19 protein-coding genes and 1 pseudogene are annotated in these 22,428 nt (G+C 37.5%); 1 reads left to right on the forward strand and 19 read right to left on the reverse strand.

The features are described 5' to 3' along the window. Window positions 1–110: 110 nt before the first annotated feature. From drmB to H7T88_RS15755, 9 genes and pseudogenes are all read right to left on the reverse strand, one after another. Complete coding sequence (gene drmB / locus H7T88_RS15715) at window positions 111–1,997, reverse strand: MrfA Zn-binding domain-containing protein (RefSeq protein ID WP_221789225.1); 1,887 nt, start codon at window positions 1,995–1,997, stop codon at window positions 111–113. Further along, window positions 1,994–5,512: a helicase-related protein gene (locus H7T88_RS15720; protein WP_221789227.1), complete on the reverse strand. Its 3,519-nt coding sequence runs from the start codon at window positions 5,510–5,512 to the stop codon at window positions 1,994–1,996. The genes drmB and H7T88_RS15720 overlap by 4 nt, the downstream gene beginning before the upstream one ends. Further along, on the reverse strand, window positions 5,509–7,041 hold the full coding sequence (locus H7T88_RS15725; protein WP_221789230.1) for a DISARM anti-phage system protein DrmE domain-containing protein: 1,533 nt from the start codon (window positions 7,039–7,041) through the stop codon (window positions 5,509–5,511). The genes H7T88_RS15720 and H7T88_RS15725 overlap by 4 nt, the downstream gene beginning before the upstream one ends. After that, entirely contained in the window at window positions 7,038–8,021 is a 984-nt protein-coding gene (locus tag H7T88_RS15730) for a hypothetical protein (RefSeq protein WP_221789232.1), read from the reverse strand. Before H7T88_RS15730 ends, H7T88_RS15725 begins: the two co-directional genes overlap by 4 nt. Before the next feature lie 319 nt (window positions 8,022–8,340). Further along, window positions 8,341–9,432 (reverse strand): type II restriction enzyme NmeDI-related protein, encoded by a 1,092-nt coding sequence (locus H7T88_RS15735; protein ID WP_221789233.1) that lies wholly within the window; start codon window positions 9,430–9,432, stop codon window positions 8,341–8,343. Continuing rightward, window positions 9,425–10,561, reverse strand: a complete 1,137-nt coding sequence (gene dcm, locus H7T88_RS15740) for a DNA cytosine methyltransferase (protein ID WP_221789235.1) — start codon at window positions 10,559–10,561, stop codon at window positions 9,425–9,427. Before dcm ends, H7T88_RS15735 begins: the two co-directional genes overlap by 8 nt. Window positions 10,562–10,714: 153 nt before the next feature. Then, window positions 10,715–11,770 (reverse strand): DUF3427 domain-containing protein, encoded by a 1,056-nt coding sequence (locus tag H7T88_RS15745; protein WP_260510945.1) that lies wholly within the window; start codon window positions 11,768–11,770, stop codon window positions 10,715–10,717. Window positions 11,771–11,790: 20 nt separating this feature from the next. Continuing rightward, on the reverse strand, window positions 11,791–12,447 hold the full coding sequence (locus H7T88_RS15750; protein WP_221789237.1) for a hypothetical protein: 657 nt from the start codon (window positions 12,445–12,447) through the stop codon (window positions 11,791–11,793). A 51-nt stretch (window positions 12,448–12,498) separates the two neighbouring features. Then, window positions 12,499–13,590, reverse strand: a pseudogene (locus H7T88_RS15755) (phospholipase D-like domain-containing protein); the annotation flags it as partial. Between the two features lie 383 nt (window positions 13,591–13,973). Between H7T88_RS15755 and H7T88_RS15760 the strand changes: the two are divergent. Next, window positions 13,974–14,438: a hypothetical protein gene (locus tag H7T88_RS15760; RefSeq protein ID WP_221789239.1), complete on the forward strand. Its 465-nt coding sequence runs from the start codon at window positions 13,974–13,976 to the stop codon at window positions 14,436–14,438. A 205-nt stretch (window positions 14,439–14,643) separates the two neighbouring features. Here H7T88_RS15760 and H7T88_RS15765 read toward each other — a convergent pair whose 3' ends face one another. The 10 genes from H7T88_RS15765 to H7T88_RS15805 all read right to left on the reverse strand — a co-directional run bounded on the left by H7T88_RS15765 (window position 14,644) and on the right by H7T88_RS15805 (window position 22,427). Beyond that, window positions 14,644–14,928, reverse strand: coding sequence for a DUF4183 domain-containing protein (locus H7T88_RS15765; RefSeq protein ID WP_221789241.1), 285 nt, complete (start codon window positions 14,926–14,928; stop codon window positions 14,644–14,646). Window positions 14,929–15,010: 82 nt separating this feature from the next. Then, a complete protein-coding gene (locus H7T88_RS15770) occupies window positions 15,011–15,811 on the reverse strand; it encodes a DUF4183 domain-containing protein (protein ID WP_221789243.1) in 801 nt (266 codons plus the stop codon). Window positions 15,812–16,224: 413 nt separating this feature from the next. Then, window positions 16,225–16,896, reverse strand: coding sequence for a hypothetical protein (locus tag H7T88_RS15775; RefSeq protein ID WP_221789246.1), 672 nt, complete (start codon window positions 16,894–16,896; stop codon window positions 16,225–16,227). Between the two features lie 133 nt (window positions 16,897–17,029). After that, complete coding sequence (locus tag H7T88_RS15780; RefSeq protein WP_221789248.1) at window positions 17,030–18,223, reverse strand: hypothetical protein; 1,194 nt, start codon at window positions 18,221–18,223, stop codon at window positions 17,030–17,032. Window positions 18,224–18,424: 201 nt separating this feature from the next. Next, entirely contained in the window at window positions 18,425–18,910 is a 486-nt protein-coding gene (locus tag H7T88_RS15785) for a hypothetical protein (RefSeq protein WP_221789250.1), read from the reverse strand. Further along, a complete protein-coding gene (locus tag H7T88_RS15790) occupies window positions 18,907–20,100 on the reverse strand; it encodes a WXG100 family type VII secretion target (RefSeq protein WP_221789252.1) in 1,194 nt (397 codons plus the stop codon). The genes H7T88_RS15785 and H7T88_RS15790 overlap by 4 nt, the downstream gene beginning before the upstream one ends. 350 nt (window positions 20,101–20,450) lie before the next feature. After that, window positions 20,451–20,927, reverse strand: a complete 477-nt coding sequence (locus H7T88_RS15795) for a hypothetical protein (protein WP_154960824.1) — start codon at window positions 20,925–20,927, stop codon at window positions 20,451–20,453. Window positions 20,928–20,945: 18 nt separating this feature from the next. Further along, window positions 20,946–21,341, reverse strand: a complete 396-nt coding sequence (locus H7T88_RS15800) for a hypothetical protein (protein WP_154960823.1) — start codon at window positions 21,339–21,341, stop codon at window positions 20,946–20,948. 118 nt (window positions 21,342–21,459) lie between these two features. Next, window positions 21,460–21,750, reverse strand: coding sequence for a SitI3 family protein (locus tag H7T88_RS29185; protein ID WP_423246141.1), 291 nt, complete (start codon window positions 21,748–21,750; stop codon window positions 21,460–21,462). A 206-nt stretch (window positions 21,751–21,956) separates the two neighbouring features. Next, a complete protein-coding gene (locus H7T88_RS15805; RefSeq protein ID WP_154891196.1) occupies window positions 21,957–22,427 on the reverse strand; it encodes a hypothetical protein in 471 nt (156 codons plus the stop codon). Window position 22,428: the final 1 nt, after the last annotated feature.

Here is a 22,428-nt window from a genome sequence, read left to right on the forward strand (position 1 = left end):
AGGGTACCATTTTAATGGTGACAAGAAGTTGCCTTTTTAAATTCTTAATGGCCTAATCAAATCTAAGATTAAAAGCAGAATCCACAACCAAATAGTAGATTAGATTCTGACTAATTGAAGAAGGAGATACGAGGATCTACACCATGTAATGGAACAACAAGTCCCCTATCTAAAAAATGGTTAAATTCTTCACAAGCTGTTTCCGGTATTAATGAGCAACTATGGCAAGCAGCTAAATTACAAGAGTTTGGCCCTTGTAACCCTATTTCCGTACAAACCGGATCAGCAGAGCACCACCCCGCATTAATAAATGCTTTTTGGATAACAGCTTCAAGATAGTCAGGCTTCCCCATCCGAACCAGCCCGCCCATAGTTCCATCTGAATCACCCGCAGCGGTATAAATAAGAACACCACACATCGGATTTAATGCATTATCGGAGACGTATAATCTTTCCCTTAGAGATGAAGAGCTGTACCCACACTCGAAGACGAGCTGGTTTATAAGTAAATGTGCAAAGGTATGGGCCATGATAAACCGCGGAGTTATCTTTTTCTCTTTAGTACGGTAATTGGCCACTAAATTTCGATATCTTAAAATCAGGGGATGAGCCCTATCTGTTACTTGTATTTTTTGCTCCCACTCTCTAACAACATCTTCATTGAAATTAAAGAATATCCCTTCACCATACACCACATATGCTGGAAGCCAATCATCAGTTAAATCACTCGGCTGATTGCGCCACAGCATTGATTTCATAACCTCTAGATCGCTACACTGGTCATTAAATACACGGTTGAACCCTGATAAAACTCGGGTTTCTTTTAATTTTTCTACCAAATGAATATTAGAAAAATATCTGGATACATCAAATATATCACCTTTGTATGTATCTAGAGATACAGGATTGATTCTTAGATCTTCCTGATTTATTTCCCCATTTAGTACCTCGTACTCCTCTTCCCTCAATACCACTTCCATATCAATAGGCTGTTCCTTATCATCTTTGTTGCCCTCACGTGCTTCCATAGCAAGTAATGCACGCCTGATATCAGAATCAGAATATTCGTTTAATTCTAATAAGAAATGTTCTTTTAATTCCTTAACTATTTCATCTAAACTCAAATTTGCACGATTGGCTAGAGTTATGATCCTTAAAAACTGAGATTGTTCAAAATAAGACAATAGGTCTACAATTTGTTTATTGCTGTTCCCAGGAATATAAATGGCACTACGTACTTGAGCAAAGTAAACATTTGATGCACTTCTCAATGAGGCACGTAAATGGCAGCCACATTCTTCCCCTTCATCAGTCCCAAGCCATGGACGTTTACCTTGACAAAAGAATTCAGAACCATCGTCGCACAGTGATCTACTTAGTTCCGTTTTTCCATCCTCATCTACAGAAGTTATACTATGAAGCATTCTCGGTTTAACTCCGCACTCACATTTTACTTGCATAGATGTAAGTGCTTCTCCTCCTGTGCTTATCAGATACAATGTTTTTTTGCATGATGTATTTTTTTCTTTATGGACCCACTCACGCCATGGAAAATCTTGTAAATGACCTTTTTCGCACATCGCAATGAAAGGAACTTGGGAAATAAAGTTTTTATATCCTTTTCCTTCGCAACCTTTACATAATTCCTTATTTTTTTGATGATACTCTAGCTCTTTCATTTGGCCACAAAATGAACAGTAGTTCCATTTAGGAAAGCGAAGAAATGGGACAGTTAGATATCTATTTATATCATTATCAGAGTTGCCTGTTTTCCTAAAATCGGGTGGGAGCCGAAAATGACTTACTCCCAACATTCGCTCCAAACGCCACTCTTTTATTTTATATTGGGACAAATCGGTAGAATCCATATTGCCCTGCCGATTCTTAAACCAATGATCCAGTCCGCTACACACAGCCGACGTACCATTTTTAGAAATAGACATAGCCCCTGTACCAAAGGGGGAAATTAACTGCGCCCTGCGAATTGGGTACTTCATGATTCCAAATCCTCCATATCTTGAAGCACATAAAGTGTGCTGATTTCTCCCAGACATTGTGAATCCACGTTTCTCATGGAATTTGGTGTAGCCCAGGAAATTCTTTTTGTTGTTGAGTCCACATAGGAACCAGCAAAATAAAGCAACGGATAATCATCAGCACTTTTCTTTTTTGACCATTCGGATGGTTTTAATTTTTTCCATTGAGAGATTCGGCGGTCAAAAACCTTCTGAACATTCTCCAACTCTTCCTTATCTATTGATTTTACCCGGTTACTGATAATCTCTCTTAAGTTCATCAATAGTTCTTCGGGTAAGGGTGATGGTGAACCAACCTCATCCATATGAGCAAATTGACGCACATAACCTACCATGACCGCGTGAAGCATCCGATCTACTACCGCGGGCGAAAAAGGAGTTACACTTGTTGGTTCCACTTGAGCATATAATCTTTCATGGTAACTTCGGAATTTTTCAAAATGAGAGCGATCTCTTGGTTTCGATGCACTATACAATGTGACAACAAGCCCCGGTCTTTCATACCAACGTCGTCCTATACGTCCTGTAACCTGAATGTATTGTGCTGTAGTCTTAGGCTGGCCTACAACAGTTAAAAGGGAAAGGCGGTCAATGTCTACACCAACCTCAATAATATTTGAGGCTAGGCAAACGTCAGTTACTGTTCCGGATCCTATTTCTGTCTTCAATTCACTTATCGCGGAAGCTACTTCGTCACTAGATAAGCGGGATGTTAGTTCCTTAATCTTATGTAAACGACGCAGTTCTTTGTAGTCTATGTTCTCCCTATTTTTTATAACTTTAAGGTGATTAGGTATGTCAGATTGAAGCAACGTTGCTGTTGTACCCAGTTCCCTCAAACTGTTAAAAAAGATAAGCAGAGTCCACCACGGATCTCTTTCATGTTCATCCATTTCTGCTGGAGTCTGAAGTAAAGAGGTTAATGAACGCACCTGTAAGGTTTGCATAGATCCAAGGCCAGGAGCATTCAGCCCAACATATTTTCTACCTGGCAACAAATCCCCATTTTTGTCACGGGCGTATGTTGCGAAAAATGAATCATCTGCATCTAACCCAGGTGCTGGGAATAAAGTCACATTCGTACGGTCATATATGTCCATAATCTGCTTTTGATACCTTCGAATCGTTGCGGTAGAACAAATAATCTTAGGTTTCACACTTTTATCGCCTCGATAATCTGTACACAATTCTTCTATAAGAACTTCGAAAACCCCAGACATAGAACCCAATGGACCGGAAATAAGATGTAACTCATCTTGGATAATCAAGCCTGGTGGAGAAGTAACTCGGGTCCCATCTTTTCCTATACCAAAAATAGAACGTGGTAAGGGATTCCAAGCAAGTTGAGCAAACTTATCAATTGTTCCGATAATAAAGGTAGGACATTTTTCATAAATGTCATCATCTACTACATAAACAGGCAATCTTTCACTGAAAGGGCATGTATTGTCAGTACAATGAATAATAATCTTACCATCTGCGTTCCTATAACCATGTACGCTGAAATTGGATTGTGCTTGTTTTTTATTTTTTGTGCCCCATTTTTTTCCTTTAACAGTCCCAGACGTAACTAGTTTCGATGGGAGTTTTCCCATTTTAGCGCCGCACCAAGGACAAGTAGTAATCAAAAACGGGTTTACATTACTCTTACCGCTTCTCAATTCAGTCAATTGACTTCTTGCAATGGTATGGTTGTTTGGCGTTGTATCCCCGCCTAGCCAGATGCCAATGGAAAATTCATGACTTCCTAATTCTTTTTCATTCTTACGCCGTATATATTCCATTGAGCAAATCAACCTGGAGGCTCTCTGAAATTGATCAGCTGTGAGCAAACGCAATGTGTAACGCATAAGTACGTGTACCCCAGAGTCTGTTTTATTCTTCAATCTTCGCATAAATATGGAGAATGAGGATAACCCCAGGTAAGCTTCTGTTTTACCACCGCCAGTTGGAAAGAAAATCAATTCAACAACTTCACGCTCAGGTGAGTCTGATTCTTCTGTTGATTCCATAGCCATCAGAATAAATGCGATCTGAAAAGCACGCCAATTCCCCTTATTTTTCGGCAGTAAAGTCAAATCGGGTGACAAATAAGGAGACGTAAATCTAATTGTTTCATCAAAAACCTCCGCTGAACGGCTGTATCCACCTGTCACTTGTTGTAAAAGCATAGCTTGATTGGCCAACTGGAAGGCACGTAACACATCTGGATTTTTTAGGTATTTAAGCCCCCGCTTCATCCGCTTTACACATTTATCACATTCTTGAAGATTCCTTTCAGCCGCGAAAAACAACTTATGATCAAGCCTTTCAGCACTTTCCCAGCGGTTCCTAATCCATTTTTCATAAAGTTGAACAATCTCCTCTAATTGCTCTATACCGTCGTTATTTGGATTTAAGCCCGCTAAATCGCTCATAGATACTACAATATCAGTACCGTCGTCTCTTTTTATATCTGGTGTCATACTTTTAGTTTCGTAGGACGGCAAAAAGCTAGTTTGTACAAAATCGACTTTGTCGGATATTGCCTCCCCCCAATCAGCAGCACAACCATGACCCACAGCATATGTTTTCGTCTTGCGGTATAACAAGGCAATGGAAAGCTCTTCTTCATCCAGAATATCTAGGTTTTCCATCTCAGGATAAGGCAAAATTGATGGTTCTTGATCAGATGTTACAACTTGAACTTTAAAAGAAACCTGAAAAAGACAAGAGCTATCTAAGGAAATATGTCTGACAACTTCAGTACGATTTATTAGGCTTACAGTAACAAGCCTTTGAGTATCTTTAGACGGGCGGGATAATATATCCGTTTGAATGTCCAGACCCTCAATATTCATTGCATCTGTTATATTTCCATGTTCTAGTATGTCTTGTGTACCTAAAAGTTTTTCCGCTTGCACTTTTACTAGAAAATATACTGGAACACGGACCCACCACTTGCGTGTTTTCCCCTCTTTTTCTCCTTTTAACTTAATAGATAAAGGATAATATCTTCCACCAACCACATTAATAACTATTTCACTGCCACGTGGTAAATCTGCTTTAAAACTAACGGCCATACTGCTCTGATGGTAAGCATTCGCGGAATCCATATCAAGTTCTGTATCTTCTTCGTCAGAAGCATTTCGGTTATCAATCGTCTCTAGATCATTTGCTGCCTCTTGGAAGAATAGTTTTTCTTCTTGTTCTAAACTATTATTTTTATATTCTTCTAAATTTTCTTCCTTTTTACTACGTAGGGGATACAAAACAGCTGCTCCATATCGCCGTGTTGGAGCTTGATGTAAAATCTCTTCACCAGTTTTTTGATCCTTGTATGGCTTGTACAACTCATCAGCGTTATCAAATATGACACTCTTATCAGTATTCAGTGTAATACTTTTATCAGCTACAGAAGGACCAATGAATTCTTTCATTAAATCATCATAAAGCATATCTCTGTTTTTCAAATTAACATCTAGTGATTTACTCATTTAAAGCCCTCCAATTGACATAAATCAATTACACTTCTTAACTGCTGTGGTTGTAGCTGATATACAACTTGGCTTACGTATTCAATTTTATATGCTGTAAAAGTTGCATTTTCTGCATCAGGTAAACCAAAAGTCATTTTTTGCTCTATCTCTAATTTACCAAGATTTGATTTATTAATTTCTTGTATTATAAGATTTCGAATTACTGTCCCCGCCCGTTGGTGTGCACGATATAATTCATCTGCTTCCTTCCACAATTTCTCTGCATGCTCTTCAAGTTTTACTAGCTTCATTATTGCCAAAAAATCTTTGTACTCCCTTGGTTTAATGTAATCATTTGAAATCCAATTACGAAGGTTAGCTTCATTTGCACGAACTCCTCCATGACGCCGAAGGTATCTACAAATTCTTTCGGAAGCATATTTTATAGTATACTTGTGTAATCTTTTCTTCCAAATAGAATGACGATAACGTATTTTTGCTGCCCGTTTACCTAGATACTCATCGGCTTTTATTTGAATAATATCTCGTCCAGTGCCAGTACGAATTAGCAAGTAACTGTCAGTATCCAATTTGTTAATAGAACACTTAGTTACCTGGTCCTCTGATTGTAGTGATATAGTCCATATGTTCTTAATTGAATGATCCTCAAAAAATATACCTTTCATATCAGTCAAACCAACTAACTTTGCCTTAACAGAATTCGGTGTTGTATGTTTTAACTTTACAGAAAGAGTATTTTCCACTTTTTTGTAATCTACTATTTGATCATTAACTTCAATTACCTTTGTTAGAGGAGAATCTTTTCGTTTATTAAAGACAATATCACAGCCATGATTTATAGTTGAAATTTGTGACTCCGATTCAATAAAATATTGCATTGTAGGAGCACGAAACAATTGCCAATCATAAGATATGATTTCAATAGTTTGGGATCTGGGACAGTTAAACACAAAATCTGGATACCAATATGTTGGTCCTAAAATTATCAATCTCTTATAAAAATTATTTTTTTTTAACTTTGAAGGTGTAACTATAGTAAAAGTATTGTGAGTAATAAAAGTGCGTTTTAGCACTTCTTCTATAGTGTTCAAGTCGATTGCAGTCTTTATAACCAAACCTGTAGAAATTTTATCATTAAAGTTACTTCTCAGATATTCTAGTACAGGTTTCTCAGAGGAGTTATGTAACACTCTATAACTGTCCATAACCAATTCAATATCATTCTTTAAGTTCGGATACATTAACTTACATTGAATTGATAATCTTGTTAACTCGCTCCCACTAAACATATCCTTATGAGAGGAAAATGGGAGCGGGCTAGCTGACAATATGAATCTAAACTTTCTTAAAAGCATTAAAAAATCGTATAGTAAAAAATCGCTTTCATCTAGATTGTGAACTTTATATTCAAGTACTTTTAAAGATAGAGCGTACTCTGCAAGAGGTTTCGATGATATTTCATTAAAACGCAAATAATAATTACTTGTTATTTCAAATAATTTGTTCACACTAGCTAAGGAATTCATCGCACCTCCTCCTCCCAAAATAATAATTCTATTCCTCCTGGTACTATCCCAAGGTCCAAGTTAGAAGTGGTCATTCGATTAACTTCAATGTATCGGTTATTGATTTCTTCAATTGCATACACAAATTGGGGCTCTGATCTGTCGAGGATTACGACTGAATTAAGACATAAAAAGTCTTCTTTCCAATTCAGATAACCATTTGATCCAGAATATATCATTATGGGGCCATCGCTCAAATATATTTCATTTTCATTTTTCTTCGCTTGCGAGGAAAGAAACTGTGATTGGTATGAGTCCACTGTATGTTGAAATTGCCTAATACGCAATAATTCGTTTAATGTTCCCTTTAGAAATAGGTTTTCTTTTGGAATGGAAATTACAGTTTTTGTGGTCTCACTCTCAAGCTGTTCTCTTCTCCCAACAAAACACAATTTAGTTTCTGATTGCTTTAATAACTCTCGAGAATGCAATCCAAATACAGCGTCGGCCAGAGGGAATTCAGTAATAACAGTCCTTCCTAATTGATTTTTAGGTAATCTGGAACTCTTGTTTGTGCTTATTTGTATATCTAGAGCATCCTTTTTTGATATGTACTCCGTTAAACCTCCTGCATTTATTGATTGTGTTTGTATCAGTAGCCTTTGTTCTCCCTCAAAATCTGCAATCCCTAAAAAATTAGCTTTCAATAATCTTTTGTTTTTTCTGTACCAGACAAAAGTGTATCTCTCAAGTGATGCTAACATTTGAAAATGTGCTTCCACTAATTCGTCCGATGAACTCTTCGAGACAATTGAAGTTAAAATCCCCAAACCAACAAAAGGCGCTACATAATCAGTTGTAGGCAAAGCTAGAGCCGCTGTCCATCTTTTATTTTCGTTGCATCTATCAGCAAGTAATTCTCCAAGCTTAATAAAAAATCTAGACCATTCTGGAATAGGAACCCAGTTGATATGATCTTTATAATATAGATTCAGTCCCATCTAAACGCCTTCCTTTCAACTTCCTTTCTAAAAGGGGTATCATTCTAAATGTAGTAATAAATATCACAAATTCTCTACTTTGCTTTTATAAAGAATGCCTTTCGTATATCATGAAACCAAATATTCGACGTAAATCTACAATCCCCTCTTTTCATAAATCTAACGATGAGACTTTTTTCCTGCTTTTATTGATGATAATACTATTCGCTTCTGTGTCTACATAAACCACATAATTAAAAATAAGATATAAAAATAAAAAAGACAAAGCAGCACTCTCGCCACTTTGCCTTTAACCAGTCTTTTATAATTACATCTTGAATCACGCTAAAATCGGCTCCATATAGCTATCTAAAAATTCTTCCGTAATTCCTTTTATCTTGCGCTTTTTAAATAATACGTACATTTCTTCAACAGCACTATATGGAAAAAATCTCGCATCTAACTCTCTGAACTGTGGGCGGGAGGCTTCTCTATAAACCTTTTCCCTCTCTTCATCAGCTGCAACAATTACAAATCTGGTAGGAAAAGGTGGGAGCACTTCACGTAATGCATCTTGAAACCCTTTCATCCTAGTCAGTCCACTTGTTACACCAGTACTATGCTCAACCTCCATCACAGCTGGCATTAACCTCCCGTTTTTAAACCAGATACAGTCAATCAAATGAGCTGCTCTTTGAGCACTATAGTACGGTGCTATAAAATTCTGCTCTTTACTTAAGGAAGCTATTACGCCCTCCATCTCACCTATTTTTTTATCCTTATAAACTATCCCCTTATCATTTTGTGCAACCCATGTTTTAAATCCTAAATGTTTACCTATTTCAATAAGAGCTATTTGTATTTGGCTATGTCTACGTTTCATCTCAATATCTAGTGCAGGGTTGTTCATCTCATCAGGTAAAATTAGTGAATCATACACTATATCAGTAAAAGGTACCTCCGAAACCACCATGTCTACCTGTGCTTCAACCAAGGTACCAGGAGCATGAGGGGTATTGGGACACCACATAATATGTTTGTGACCTTTTTTTATTTTATTGTTTGAACTTGTGCTCTCAATCCTCCCCGGATAGCAATAATAAAATTGTGGCGTATGCGCCAGTAACGCCTCTAAGGCAGAACGAGTGTTATAACTTCCTCCGAATATTCTATCTACATTAATTGGCTGATCAGGAATAAATGCGTTAGCTAGTCTCCATATCATTTGTGATGATATAGATTCGACTTTTGCATCCGACCACGTTTCACCTTTATCCGAACGTATCCTTTGAATAGAGATTGGCCCTTCCGGTCTTACAATATTAACAATCCTTATTTCCGTAGGGGTTTTAGAATGAATGTAATTAAAGCTAGTATTCTTGGGTAAAAGTCCAAGTTGATGAACAAGATTAGCAGCTGTTATTTTAACCATTTTTATCCAACTCCAAAAAGTCTAGTATAGTCTCTGCAATTCCTTTTGACGCTAAAAAAGGTACTCCATTCCCTACTGTTTTGAATGCATTAGATAAAGTAATATCTTGAGGTAATTCGTATTCTTTCGGCAAACTTTGTAATGCTAATGCTTCAGCAACTGATAAACGCCGAGCTTTATATGGATGAAGATGTACTTCATTATTTCCATAAGCTGCTGTTGGGGAAGGTCTCCAGCGATGCAAACGTTTATATGATTTCTTAGAGTCATCCCCTTCTGGAATCACCAGAAACTTAGTAAGTCCTGCTCTAGGTGTGAAAAATTGATTGGAATTGGGATGACGCTCCACATCATTCCTCTTAAACCAGTAATTAACGGTAACATCTTCTATAATATTTTCGGGTTTAGTTCTCTCAATATTTTCTTCAAATGTTTCCATCCCAGGCCAGTTTACTTCATTAATGTTTTCCATCCGATATTTTATGTGTTCCTCCCAGGGGAAAGTGTCATTAAGTGAACGGCTTGAATCAAGTTTAATTCCTAAGTTTTCTAAAACATTCTTTTTAAATCCTATTAGAATAATTCTCTCTCTTTGTTGTGGAGCACCATACTCAATAGAATTTATGAGACGTTCTGTCATAACATATTCTTTATCCTGGAGCCTTTCTTTCATAAGATCGTAAAAAGCTCTATGCTTTTTAGTTCTCCATAAACCTTTTACATTTTCAAACAGGAAAAAATCCGGTGACTGTTTACAAATTAGATCAATATATGTTGCTGTTAATTTACCGTTTTCACCTTCATGTCCTTTGTTTTTACCACCAACTGAGAAGTCTGGACATGGAGGTCCTCCGATAAAACCAACTAAATTACCTTCCTTTTTCGTCTCTTGTATCAATAAAGAGAGACTATCGCTTTTCTTCTTATCCTCAAATTCAGTTATATCACACAAATGATAACCGTACCTTGGCTCTGGAATCCCCATTACCTGACGAGAATGTATATACGTTTCTAGAAAAGGACGATGATACTCGTTAACAAAAGCAATATTATAACCACTCTCTTCAAAACCAAGATCCAAGAAACCTGCTCCTGAAAAAAACGAAAAAATTACTGGTGCCTTATTCATTATATTTACCCTACCTTGGACGATTTTTTAAAAATTACAAACTAATGTTCGCTCTTTAGTTTACACTTTTAAGCTTGTCTACTACAAGCTTTTTGTAACCAAGGTAATCGCAAATATATTAAATTAGAAACAAAATATTGAAATATGATACAACTAATTCAGCATTAAATTTTTTAATTCTTCTATTGTATATGCAGGTTTCTTTCGATGTAGCATCGCGTGACAATTAGGACATACAGGTCTTAAATCTTTAATGGGATCGACTGCATATCTCTTACCTATTTGGTTTAGTTCAACCAAGTGATGTACTTCAATAAAATCTTCACCTATAGATCCATATACATTTTCAAACCTGATATCACAGACAGCGCAACTGAAACCATAATGTTCAATACACTTTTGTCGAGCCTCGAGATTTCGTTCATATGTATTCACAATTCTTCTCTGGCTATTTCCTTCATAATACAACTCTAACACTTCATTTTCTTCTATTGATTGAGTATTTTGAGATTCATGATCTATAAAAGACCATAATATTCGTGTAGGGTGAGAGTTTTCGATCAGTTTAACTTTTCCAAGGCCATGATAAGTAAACAGTAACTCTTTACTACTATTTCTAGTGAAGATATATATATTTCCTTTAGGATTTAATATATATTTTAATGTCGCTGAGTTTATTCCATGGGTGCCTTTACTGAACCATTGAAAATAGTCACCCAGAAATTTATTATTGTAATCATGCCCAGTTCGTCCAGCAGAGTTAATATTCGAAAATATATAGAGATCATCTTTAAATTTTGTATAACCTGTGTTCCAATTTCCTCCTTGTTTCTCTTTTGGAACCTCCACAATTTTATAAACATCTTTTCTCGAATACTTATTACCTACAATAAAATAATTGATCATTATTATCACTCCTAAAAATGTAAATTCACCATTTCTCTTGGATTGAAATTCATTAGGGGTTGTAATGTCTATCATTTGTTTTCTCATTTCTGTTGTTAGCACAGTGGCAATAAAAATGACAATAAAAAATACTCCTGAGGATGAGGTTACAAGACTTTGTACTTGAGCAAATTCATTTGTTTTTTCTGGTATATCTAAAGTAGTAAAAGTTGAGAAGGTGTTTAATAACAAGGCAAAGTTGCCTTTAGGTTTTTCTTCAAATACTTCAGTGAGAATAGTTTCAAAATAAGTAGTTGTAAACAAGATCGTAAACCAGTTTGCAATTACTTTAAATTTGTTATATATATATCACTTTTGTATTTATCAATAACTAACAAATCAGAATTAAAAGCGGTTAACAACATAGATTTTAAAATATTGAAATGGCAAATGTAGATAGGAACTAACATAACATAAACTAGCCATGGTTGTTTATCTGATATATCAGAAGTAAAAAACATAAACATAAACATTACTGGTACTGTGAACAAAAAGAAAGGATCTACTGTATTAAGACTCTTATGCACTTTCAGTTGCTGCACAGAAGTTAGCATGAAATATAAAAGCTTATATATTAAAGATGCAGCTAAACCGATAATAATCCAAGAAATAATAAAAGATATAATCAGAAACCTCACCAAAGAAACAGAGTCATACCTTATAGAAGCTGTAGTATAGAATGAACTTAACAACAAAATGCACATAAAGATAATAACACCAATAACAGAAAATCTCTTTAGTTTGGAACTAGATAAATATTGATAAAGCGGATCAATTGAAAATATATATTTAAGGAACCTTCCCGTAACTTTCCAAAAATTTTGATTTTTATACTTAGATAAACTCATAACAAATTTCCTTAAATTAAAATTAAGCAAAATAGAGAGTAAGGAAAAAACTATAATAACGATTGTTAATAGCATTGAAATGTATTTTTCCATAGTATACAACTCCTAATATTATCAAAGATATAATTACCCCCGGTCGGCCCGGAATCGCTTGTAATCGAATGCAGAGATAACCGTTTTGCCAACGCCTGTGGCGGCGACGATCAGGTTACGGTTTCGTCCATACAGTGTGCGCTCGGCGCTCAGCTGTTCCAGCACTTCCTTTTGATAATCGTAAGGCTGGATGTCGAGGTGGAAATGTCCGGATGGGTCTTTTTTGCGATTCAGGGCTGCTCTCAGCTGTGCCTCATGTTCCTGATCCTCAGGAATGTATCTCGTAAATTCGCGGTCATTCCAGTAACTCTCGAAGGTTGCTTCGATCTTGCGCAGCACATCTTGGGAATCCTTCTCCGTCACCTTGAGATTCCACTCCATGCCACTGGTCAGGGCCGGGTTGGACAGATTCGAAGAGCCGACATAAGCGGTGGTGAATCCCGTATCGCGGTGGAAGATGTACGTTTTGGCATGCAGCCGCGTGACTCTGGTATCATACGAAATCTGGATTTCGGTGTTTGGTAATTTGCTAAGTTCGGTAATCGCCTTAAGGTCGGTAGCCTCCATATAGGTGGTTGTAATGATCCGCAGCTTTCCCCCACCTGATGTGAATTGCTGAAGTTGTTCCAACAGCAGGCGAAGCCCGCTGAATTTGATAAAAGACACCAGCCAATCGATCCGGTCGGCGGTCACGATCTCTTTTTGCAACTCCAGCAACATACTGGGTTCAGACTTGGCCCCTGTGAATAACGAGCTTTGGGCAATTGGCGTATCCGGGCGAATGATTTTGGTATCTCGAATGGCACGGATGCTGTTCAGCTTGGAATACACATGGGTCAGCACCTCCCCCTGCTCATCCAGTTGCAAGTCGTTATACTCCTCTTCCCCCAACGTGTCTTTCAGGGTCGCAATAATCTCATTACAGGTTCGAATCTGCTCTAACACAGCCATCTTGTCTTCCGTCTGTTCCCGTATAATCTTAAGCGCTCTCCGGGTCACTGCCGCCAAATACGTGGACAGCAGCTTACGCGCTTCCTCCGCATCCAGCTTCTCAGTCCCAATGTGATATACATCCGGGTCCAGCGCTGAAATCTCCTGCCTGGTGATTGTGTTGATAAGCTGTTCATATATGCCTTGTTTCATGAATGTACCTCGCGAGGGTTAGAATGGTTGTGGATATGTAGTTGTGTTCTATATGTAATATTTTTAGAGTCTTCTATACTATTATCGACAAATGAAGAGAACTTTTCATTATAGTTTATGATTTAAATAATATCTATCAACTTAAGGGGGGATATGGAAGCAAGTTTAAGATAGGGTGTGGATACAGTACAACGATTAAGATGCACAGGATGATATGTCAAAATACGCCTATATTCCACATTTTACATATACTTAATTTGTATATACAATGAACGACTGTTATATCAAATTTATGAATCCACAAGTTATAACTAAGCATAGTTAGAAATAAAGAGTGCACAGACTCTATATGTCCTTTATTACGGAAGGAGCACGACACTTTTATGAATAAAAAGAGCACAGTCATTGCCCTAATCATTGGTATCCTTATTTTAGTTCTTCCCGCCGTATTTTACTTTTTTACTGGCTCATCAGAAGAATCAGCGCTGCCTGAACCTAATATCCCCACTCAAACCAAAACCGTAAATGGCATCACGATCACGTTACAAAATGCAAAATATAACAACAAGGAGTTGCAGTTGGGATATGAAATAGAGGGAGGCGGACAGTCCGAGAACGATTTGGGATATACCTTCTATAATGAAGGTGACCCTTTCGTTGAATCTGTAAGTGGAACGCTTCTACAACTCGGAGATAAACATTATTACATTACAGCAAAAACGGATCAAATCCGTGATCTGCCAGAATCATTGAATCTTACTTTTGAGATTAAAGCACGTCCGAACTCAGCCGAACAACATAACATTTCTATCCCGTTCGAACTTGTACTAGAGAAAGAAAAGAGTTAATTCATGATCTCCATGAGTTAACTCTTTAGAATGCCCTATTTGAGGGCATATTTTTAGAATTACTTATGATCCGGATTCATCCCTCAGCTTCTCACGCATCTACGGGATCCTTACACCTCTTTATTCTGATCGTTAAAATAAGAAAAACGGCTCCTATCACAGATAGAAGCCGTGCAATGCTTTGTTAAATCACTTCATGCAATCCTTATGACACTACAAATTGTACGACAATTGGGGTGCCATCATTTAATGCATCTCCGCCGGGGATGGTAAGTGTAGTGGTGGTAACTGAGGATGTGTCTGCAGTTTGCATAAGGCCATTAACGTAGAGATTGTAGTAATTGAACGTGCCTGGAAAAGCTGTTGCGGCTGTACCTGCATCGTCGGTAAAAGCCGTCGCAGCAATTGCAAACGTTGCTCCGGTTCCTGTTCCATCCCCTATAGTCGCAGCGAATCTTAAACTGTTCTGAAATGGTGTAACAAGTGGCATGTTTCTCACCTCCTACCTGACATAGTATATGTAGTAGATTTGAGAGTAGTGAAGGCAGAGGGATGAGATGATATAACCATTTTCAATTATTTAGGATTACCGCTGTTAATTGAACGATCTCAATAATGACTGGTGTTTCAGCAAACAGGACACCGCTTTGAGATGGAATAAATAAATCATCTGCAGTTAACACATACGAATTGCCAGGTTGTACGATCCCATTAATATAAAGATTGTAGTAACTCGTCATGCCGATCCCTGCAAATTGAGATATACTTCCTCCCTCATCATTAACAAATTCACTAGCAGCAACCGTAACCGAGTTCGATAAATCCAAATCAGTGTCAGGGAAATAAAAGTAGCGGTCTGATGTAGGAATAATCTGAATTCCGGGGATACTTCCCGGCGGGCCTTGCTCACCCGGAGGTCCTGTTGGCCCTTGCACTCCAGGAGGTCCCTGCTCCCCAGCTACACCCTGTGGGCCAACCGGACCTTGAGCTCCCGGACTTCCCGGTTCGCCTTGTTCACCACGAGGACCAGCAGGTCCCTGCACTCCGGGAGGCCCCTGCTCACCGCCGACACCTTGAGGGCCAACCAGACCTTGAGCTCCCGGACTTCCCGGTTCGCCTTGTTCACCACGAGGGCCAGCAAGTCCCTGCACTCCAGGGGGGCCCTGCTCACCAGATACACCCTGAGGGCCAATCGGACCTTGGGCTCCCGCTCTTCCCGGTTCACCGCGATCGCCCCGAGGACCAGCGACACCTTGTACTCCTGAACTGCCTGCTTCACCCTGCTCTCCCCTTGGGCCTGCCAAGCCTTGGGAACCTTGTTGTGTGATCAGTCCCTGCGTTTCAGGAAAACTGACTGTTTTTATTTCCTCCATTTTAGCGGGGGTAAAATCCAAAGTGGGCTCAGGACAGGCGAGAGGAATATTTCTTCTTCCAGAGAATATGCTATTTCTGTATCTGCGGGATACTTTCTTTTGTCTCACGCGTTGCTTGCAAGCACATCTTTTTCTTCCCACAGCTTTACGTATCACATACCGTTTCTTACGTTTTCTCGGGTTATTGTTACAGCGTTTCGTTGAAGAATGTCTCTTTCTTAATGAGTGAAGAGTCGTTTTCACCTTTTTCGTATGCTTCAAAGTCGCCACACTCCTTAGGCCAGTAAACACAGTATATATGCCCTATACTATGTCTTCTGCATATGCGGAGAGTGTGCGAATAACTATGACCACAGCCCAATAAAAAAGAACTACAGCTTCTGCTATAGTCCTCCCTCTTACCTGTTTCACCCTTATTTGCTTTGATCGCACCTGGGATTCAACGCATCTCTCCAAACGTCATCTTCCACGAAATCAACCTTTTTCTCCTTAAAATAAGATCGTGTCTCTTGCTCCAAATCATTTAGGATCTGAGGCCAGTCCTTCTCTTCGATCACTGTCGTTTCAAAGTCTCCGACGATATTCAACCACCGCTGATTTAACTCTTGGTAGCCCTGTATTCTGGCTTTTAGTTCAGCGGATACAGGATAATTGCTGATATCCAGCCTTTCGAATGTCATCTGCATACGGCGAAGCGCCTGCGGCCATATGTCTCCTACTTCTATATGATTGATAAATAACGCTGCAGGTTGAGCCAGCCAATTCGCTTCCTGACTTAAAGTGAGATTCATGAAGTTATATTTATTGATGATCTGCATCATATTTATTAGACCGTAATAGACTTGCCTTGCCTGCTCTCCGTCCTCAACCATCTCGTTTATAATTTTGCCATCCTCCAGTATGCGGTCAAAAATACGATCATTCGTGATAATCGCACTTTTCATATCAACCATATCTTGACGGATATTCGAGGTCAGGTATTGTTCATACATCTTTTTCTCTTTGTAGAAACTGTAGGTTAGAACAAGCAAGATCACAAACGCAAGGCAGCAACCAATCTTGATAATCCGTTTTTTAAGAATCATGGCGAGATATTCTCCTTGGTTTTTATAGTAAGAAGCACCTCTACGTTTACTTGGTAGAAGTGCCTTAAGTCTTTCATAGTTTTAGTTGTAAGATTTCATCTAAATGTTTATCGGATCAATGTAACACCAACGATTACTTCGTTATCTTGTATTTGATCAGATGATATCTGCCGTCGCTAACCACGGTACGATAGACCACATTTTCAGACGCGTCATATGTGAAGTTACTCTTATGCACATCATCTAAAACAAAATATGTACTAAGCAACATGTCTCCATTATCTTTCATTAGTGTATACCGTTCTCCCCATTTGCCATTAATGGTTCCATAATCAATATACTCAATATAGCTATCGTTACGATAGAAGCTCATTAAATAGTTAGCATTAAGCTCACCTTCGTAAGCATGAGAAAACAGCTTTTTGAAGTTATGGTCGTATACCGTGAAATTGTGTTCAGATTGGTTATCAATTAATAGTTTACTTCCGGTTGAATGCATAGACATGCTCATGTTTCTATCCAGCACGGTGTCCCATTTGAGTTTACCATTCAATCCATAAGCCATTAATTTCTGTCCACCATCTGAATTGTTTCTAACATATTCTATAATCAGTGTACCGCCACTTAATTGATGATAACCCGCAACGTAGAATCCACTAAACTTTTGAGTGTTTATCGTAAATAATGGCTTTTTCAAAGATGTTACATCTTTGAAAACCTCGATTTTATTCTCACTTTTAAAATGAAGTACATAACCAGAATTCAATACCTTCGTATTAAAACCTAATACCGTTTCGCTTGTTGTGACCCCTTTGGAATTTAATGTAATAAAACGAGACTGATCTTTAAGACTATCCGTTTGTTGCAGAACAATTCCATTTTTATACGGATAGATATTGGAGAAACTTAGATCTTTCTTCTCGAATAGACGCTTTCCTTTCCCATCTAAACTAAGAATGTTAAACGTTTTTCCGCGATTCGTAGAATACTGATAGAATATACTGCCGCTTTCGTTATAGAACCAAGTATGATTCAGAGGGTAAAAGTTCTTCACTTTATTTTTAATGTCATACGTCCAAGCTAGTTTCCCTGTCTTATTATTTATCGTGTATAGGCTGAAGTTATTACCAGATACCTTGGCGGGATTTACCATCACAAGCTGAGCAGCACGATTAATAATATCTAGTGGAGTGTAACCCAGATCAAAGCTCAGATAATCAATTTCTTTCGGAAACGTATGTATCCACTCCTGCTGTAACCCTCCGTGCTCTTCTAAGCTTAATTCCTTAAACTCTGCATAAGTCTGATTTGTACTGGCTAAATACAATGTTAAAACTACAAAAATGGCTATTAATCTTTTGGATACTTTACTTTTCAATACGACACAGCCCTTCTCTTATTTTATGTTTACTTTTATGTACACGAAGAAAAATGAATTCATACTAATCCATTTTCAGATCATGTGTTGCATTTATACATTCAAATACGATAAAAGATGAAATACTCATTCATTCTCCATCCTCTTAACTCAAATAACTTTTTCACTACACCACTTAGGGTTATAAGGTCTTTGACTTAGTCTAAAGATATCATCAGCCGTGTAGCACCACTCAGCATCATCAAACCACAAGTAATCTTCTGGATTATCTTTAAAATACTCCACTACAAACTTGTAAATGAATTCATAATCCTCATATTTTATATTTTCAATGTCTAATGCCCAAAAATAATTCTCGTCCTGTGTAAGCCATGTAAAACTGTCAAGCGAATCCTCTTCGATCGCATTAACGTTAAAAGTGAAATACTTCAAACCTTCTTTATTCTGTATACTTTTAAACGTGGATTCATCTACATCAGAAAGTGTTCCTTCCCCGGATAAAAAGAGTTGTCCATCATATTTAAGTTTTACTAAAATACAATACATATTTGCTTTATCAGCTGCCTTCTGAAAATCTTCAATAGCTTTCTCAGGGACGTAATGTTCTATGTTTTTCAAAATAATTAACGAACTCACTTTCTCATAACCTCCTCTAATTCACCGGTAGAACTTATTATTCTTATCCCTTTATCATGAATCATTTTAAGTATATTTTCCTGTGTTTTATTTTTTACAGTAGTATCTTCGATATAGTAAATAACCTCTCTATTATTGAAATTGAAAAATTTTTCGTCCATTGGATCAGTAAGTTTATTGAATTGTTTTTTGCTTACCGCGCTTAACGATTTCTTTACCTCAATAAGATGGGAATCGGTCAAAATATCAATGTCTCCTGCTTTTGTATCATCTTTCATATGCAATTGTATTGCCGTTCCTTGTAACCTTCCTGTACCTTTTACAGTTTGTGCTACTTTGCCCTCTAAGATATCACCATCGATCGAGCTTTTTAAATTCTTCTCAATAATTGCGTCTAAATCTTTTGGGCCTTGATTCGTCCAGGATATTTCATTCCCATATGAATTTGTATATATGGTTTTAATACCTTCCATTCTTATTTTACCGTTATGACTCAGGCCACTCTCCTTATCAGTCTCCTTCTTACCTCCCCCACCTCCACCCGATTCATGACGTTCCTTCGGGTGTAAGGCTCTGCCGAAGATCAAATAAGAGAGGGCTTGGCCGACCATCGCACCTTTAACATAACCTGACTCGTCCTCATCGAGTTGCTTCTTCTTTCCATCCACAAACTGCTCGATCTCAGACCTTGCTGTTCCGTTGCCCCAGGCTGCATCCCAAGCAAATGCGAGTCCACGTCCAGCGTCAACTACCTTACCTAGAGTCATCGCATAAGCCAAACTGCCTAATGTGCTTAACGGATTATAGATGAGTGCTTCGGCTGTCTCGCCCATACCTGTAACGGTGTCACCAATGGCTTTGTCCACGGCTCCAGTGAAAAAACTTGGTTTCAACTCATTAGGGATGTACAGAGCCACCTCACCTGTGCTGTCTGTCGTTCTGAAATTATTCGCAATGAAGGTAAACTCCTTCTGAATATTATCCAGCATGCCGAGTGTTGACGGGAAAACATGCTTGACCTCCATGAAATCCCAGAAGAACTTTTCTTGTGTAACCCCCGACCATTCAGAATGCAGCGTATTAAGAGATTTGTCCAGTTCACGAACCATTCGGTCCAAATCCAATTTACATTGCTGAACATAACGTGCCTTGGCATCCAATTCATCGGGGTGTACCTGAATCCGCAACATGCCGTTTTCACCACCAAACCTGATCATAGTCGTTATACCTAAATTTTAACAAATGGAATTTATCTTTGAAATTGAACAGAAGGATCATTTTCTCCCTCAAAGATTCAGTAATTAAGCAACTGCCTACACAACCAAGATTGCGCATTCAAACATACGTTCTATAATGATGAATCACTTCTATGTTTATGTGTAGAAGTGCCTTTGCCCCGTTTTATTTCAGTCGGTATTTCAATCCAATCAATGTTCCCTTGGAATGATTAGTTGGATTATGATTCAATTTATTATGGAAATCATTGAGCCTTCATATTACGCTCTCTTAATGAATTAGCAAATCATTCAAGTAAGTTCTCTTACAAATCTATGGGATTCTTATAGCACCATTCATTGTCCAATGGCTTATTTTTTATTTTTTCTAAATCCTCTATTGTATAAAACCAATTATCTTCAATCCATACTTTTGCAGAAGGATATATTTTTAGAATTCCATAAAGTACTTTAAATAATAAATCTTCATTCTCATAGAAATCTTCAGATACTAATGCCTTAAAATATTGGCTTTTAGAATCATCCCAATTAAAATCTACGGTTTGAAATTTATAAGGCTCATCATACAAATTCCAAGGTATTTGCCTTGAATAACTGTCTTCAAACGGAATGTCACTAATATATATTGAGCAAAACTTTAATTTCCCAGTTTCATCATACTTGTCATAATTGTTAGCAAAGTAGAGCCCGTAATTAATAGATATTTCTCTAATAATTTTTAATAAATCGCTTGCCGAGATACTTTCTCCTTGCCTAAATAATACAAAAGTTGAAATTCCCATTATTTCAGCCCTCTTAACTCAAATAACTTTTTCACTACACCACTTAGGATTATAAGGTCCCTGACTTAGTCTTAAGATATCATCAGCCGTGTAGTACCACTCGGCATCATCAAACCACAAGTAATCTTCTGGATTATCTTTAAAATACTCTACTACAAACTTGTAAATGAATTCATACTCATGATTGATATTCACAATATCCAATGCCCAAAAATAATCCGTTGATTGGGTGAGCCACGTGAAACTATCATATGAACTTTCAACAACCTTGTTTACGTTAAACGTAAAGTACCTAATTTTATCTTCATCTTCGGAACTCAACAGAGTCTCTTCGTCTACCTCGGATAGTGTGCCTTCTGCAGATTGAAAGTTCTGATCTGTATCAAGTTCAACTGTAATGTGAAAATAGTACAAAATATTCGCTCTCCGCGCTGCCTTCTTGAAGTTCTCAAGGGTCTGCTCTGGAGAATAATTTGATATTTTTTTTAGAATTATTACTGAGCTAATTTCCTTTAAGCCTCCTTGAAATTCTCTATATCTCCTGATATTTTCGATTTTGAATCAACGTTCTGTACTCTTCCCGATTCCAAAATCCCTCTTCGTTATTAATTCTCAGAATTCCGTCAATTCTGTAGAAGTATTCATTATCGTTATGGGAAAAAAGTAGATTACTATCTGTAGAATCAATGATTTCGAAGACGATCAATAGAATATTCTTGGTTGCTTCAATGCTATCCCACTCATTATCTAGGCGAAAATTTAAACTTTGAGTATATTCAAAAGTCACTAGAGAGGAATTTCGACTCGTATCCAAAGGGATCATCTGACGTATCAATTAAAGAATTAGAGAAGCCATATCTGCTAATCGTTTCATCAATCTCAATTCCTTAACTGGATCACCTCTTTACAAATAAACCCAATCTTATTTAATTTCTTTATTAGCGCTTCTACTATAAATACAACGTACAGACATTCAACACAAGAAGTCCCTCTTACATTTACATGGCAGAAGTGCCTTTAAATCTAACTTTAACGTTCCATAAAGTTCTCATATTCAATATGCTCAAGAAGCTCTCCATAATTCGTCTGAAGCATTTCAAGGTAAGTTATGTTGAACGTATACGTTCCTTCTGCATAAAAAAATATTTCCTCTCCCGATGTGTGATAGAATATTCCACTTACATGGAGCGATTCTAGAATTGCAAATGAGATTTCGTACATCATTTTATAACAGATTTCATAATGTTGATTGTTTTTTAATTCGTAAGATATAGTCTGTTCATATATAAAATCCTCTTCTTGGAACATCGTTTCATAAGAAGCGGCTGGATGATTTCGCGGGAAATGATTATCATATAAAGTTATTTTCAAACCGTTGCCCAGATCAAACTCATCATTGTTTTCATTTTTTTTATAACTCACCTTAAGATTTTTACTTATTAATAGATTCTTCATCCGTAAGGCATCCTGTTTTCCGTTTAGTTTAAGTGAATACTCCATA

Origin of the sequence: Paenibacillus cucumis (ex Kampfer et al. 2016), from assembly GCF_019748695.1 — a bacterium.
In the GTDB taxonomy this organism is placed as follows: Bacteria; Bacillota; Bacilli; order Paenibacillales; family Paenibacillaceae; genus Paenibacillus; species Paenibacillus polysaccharolyticus.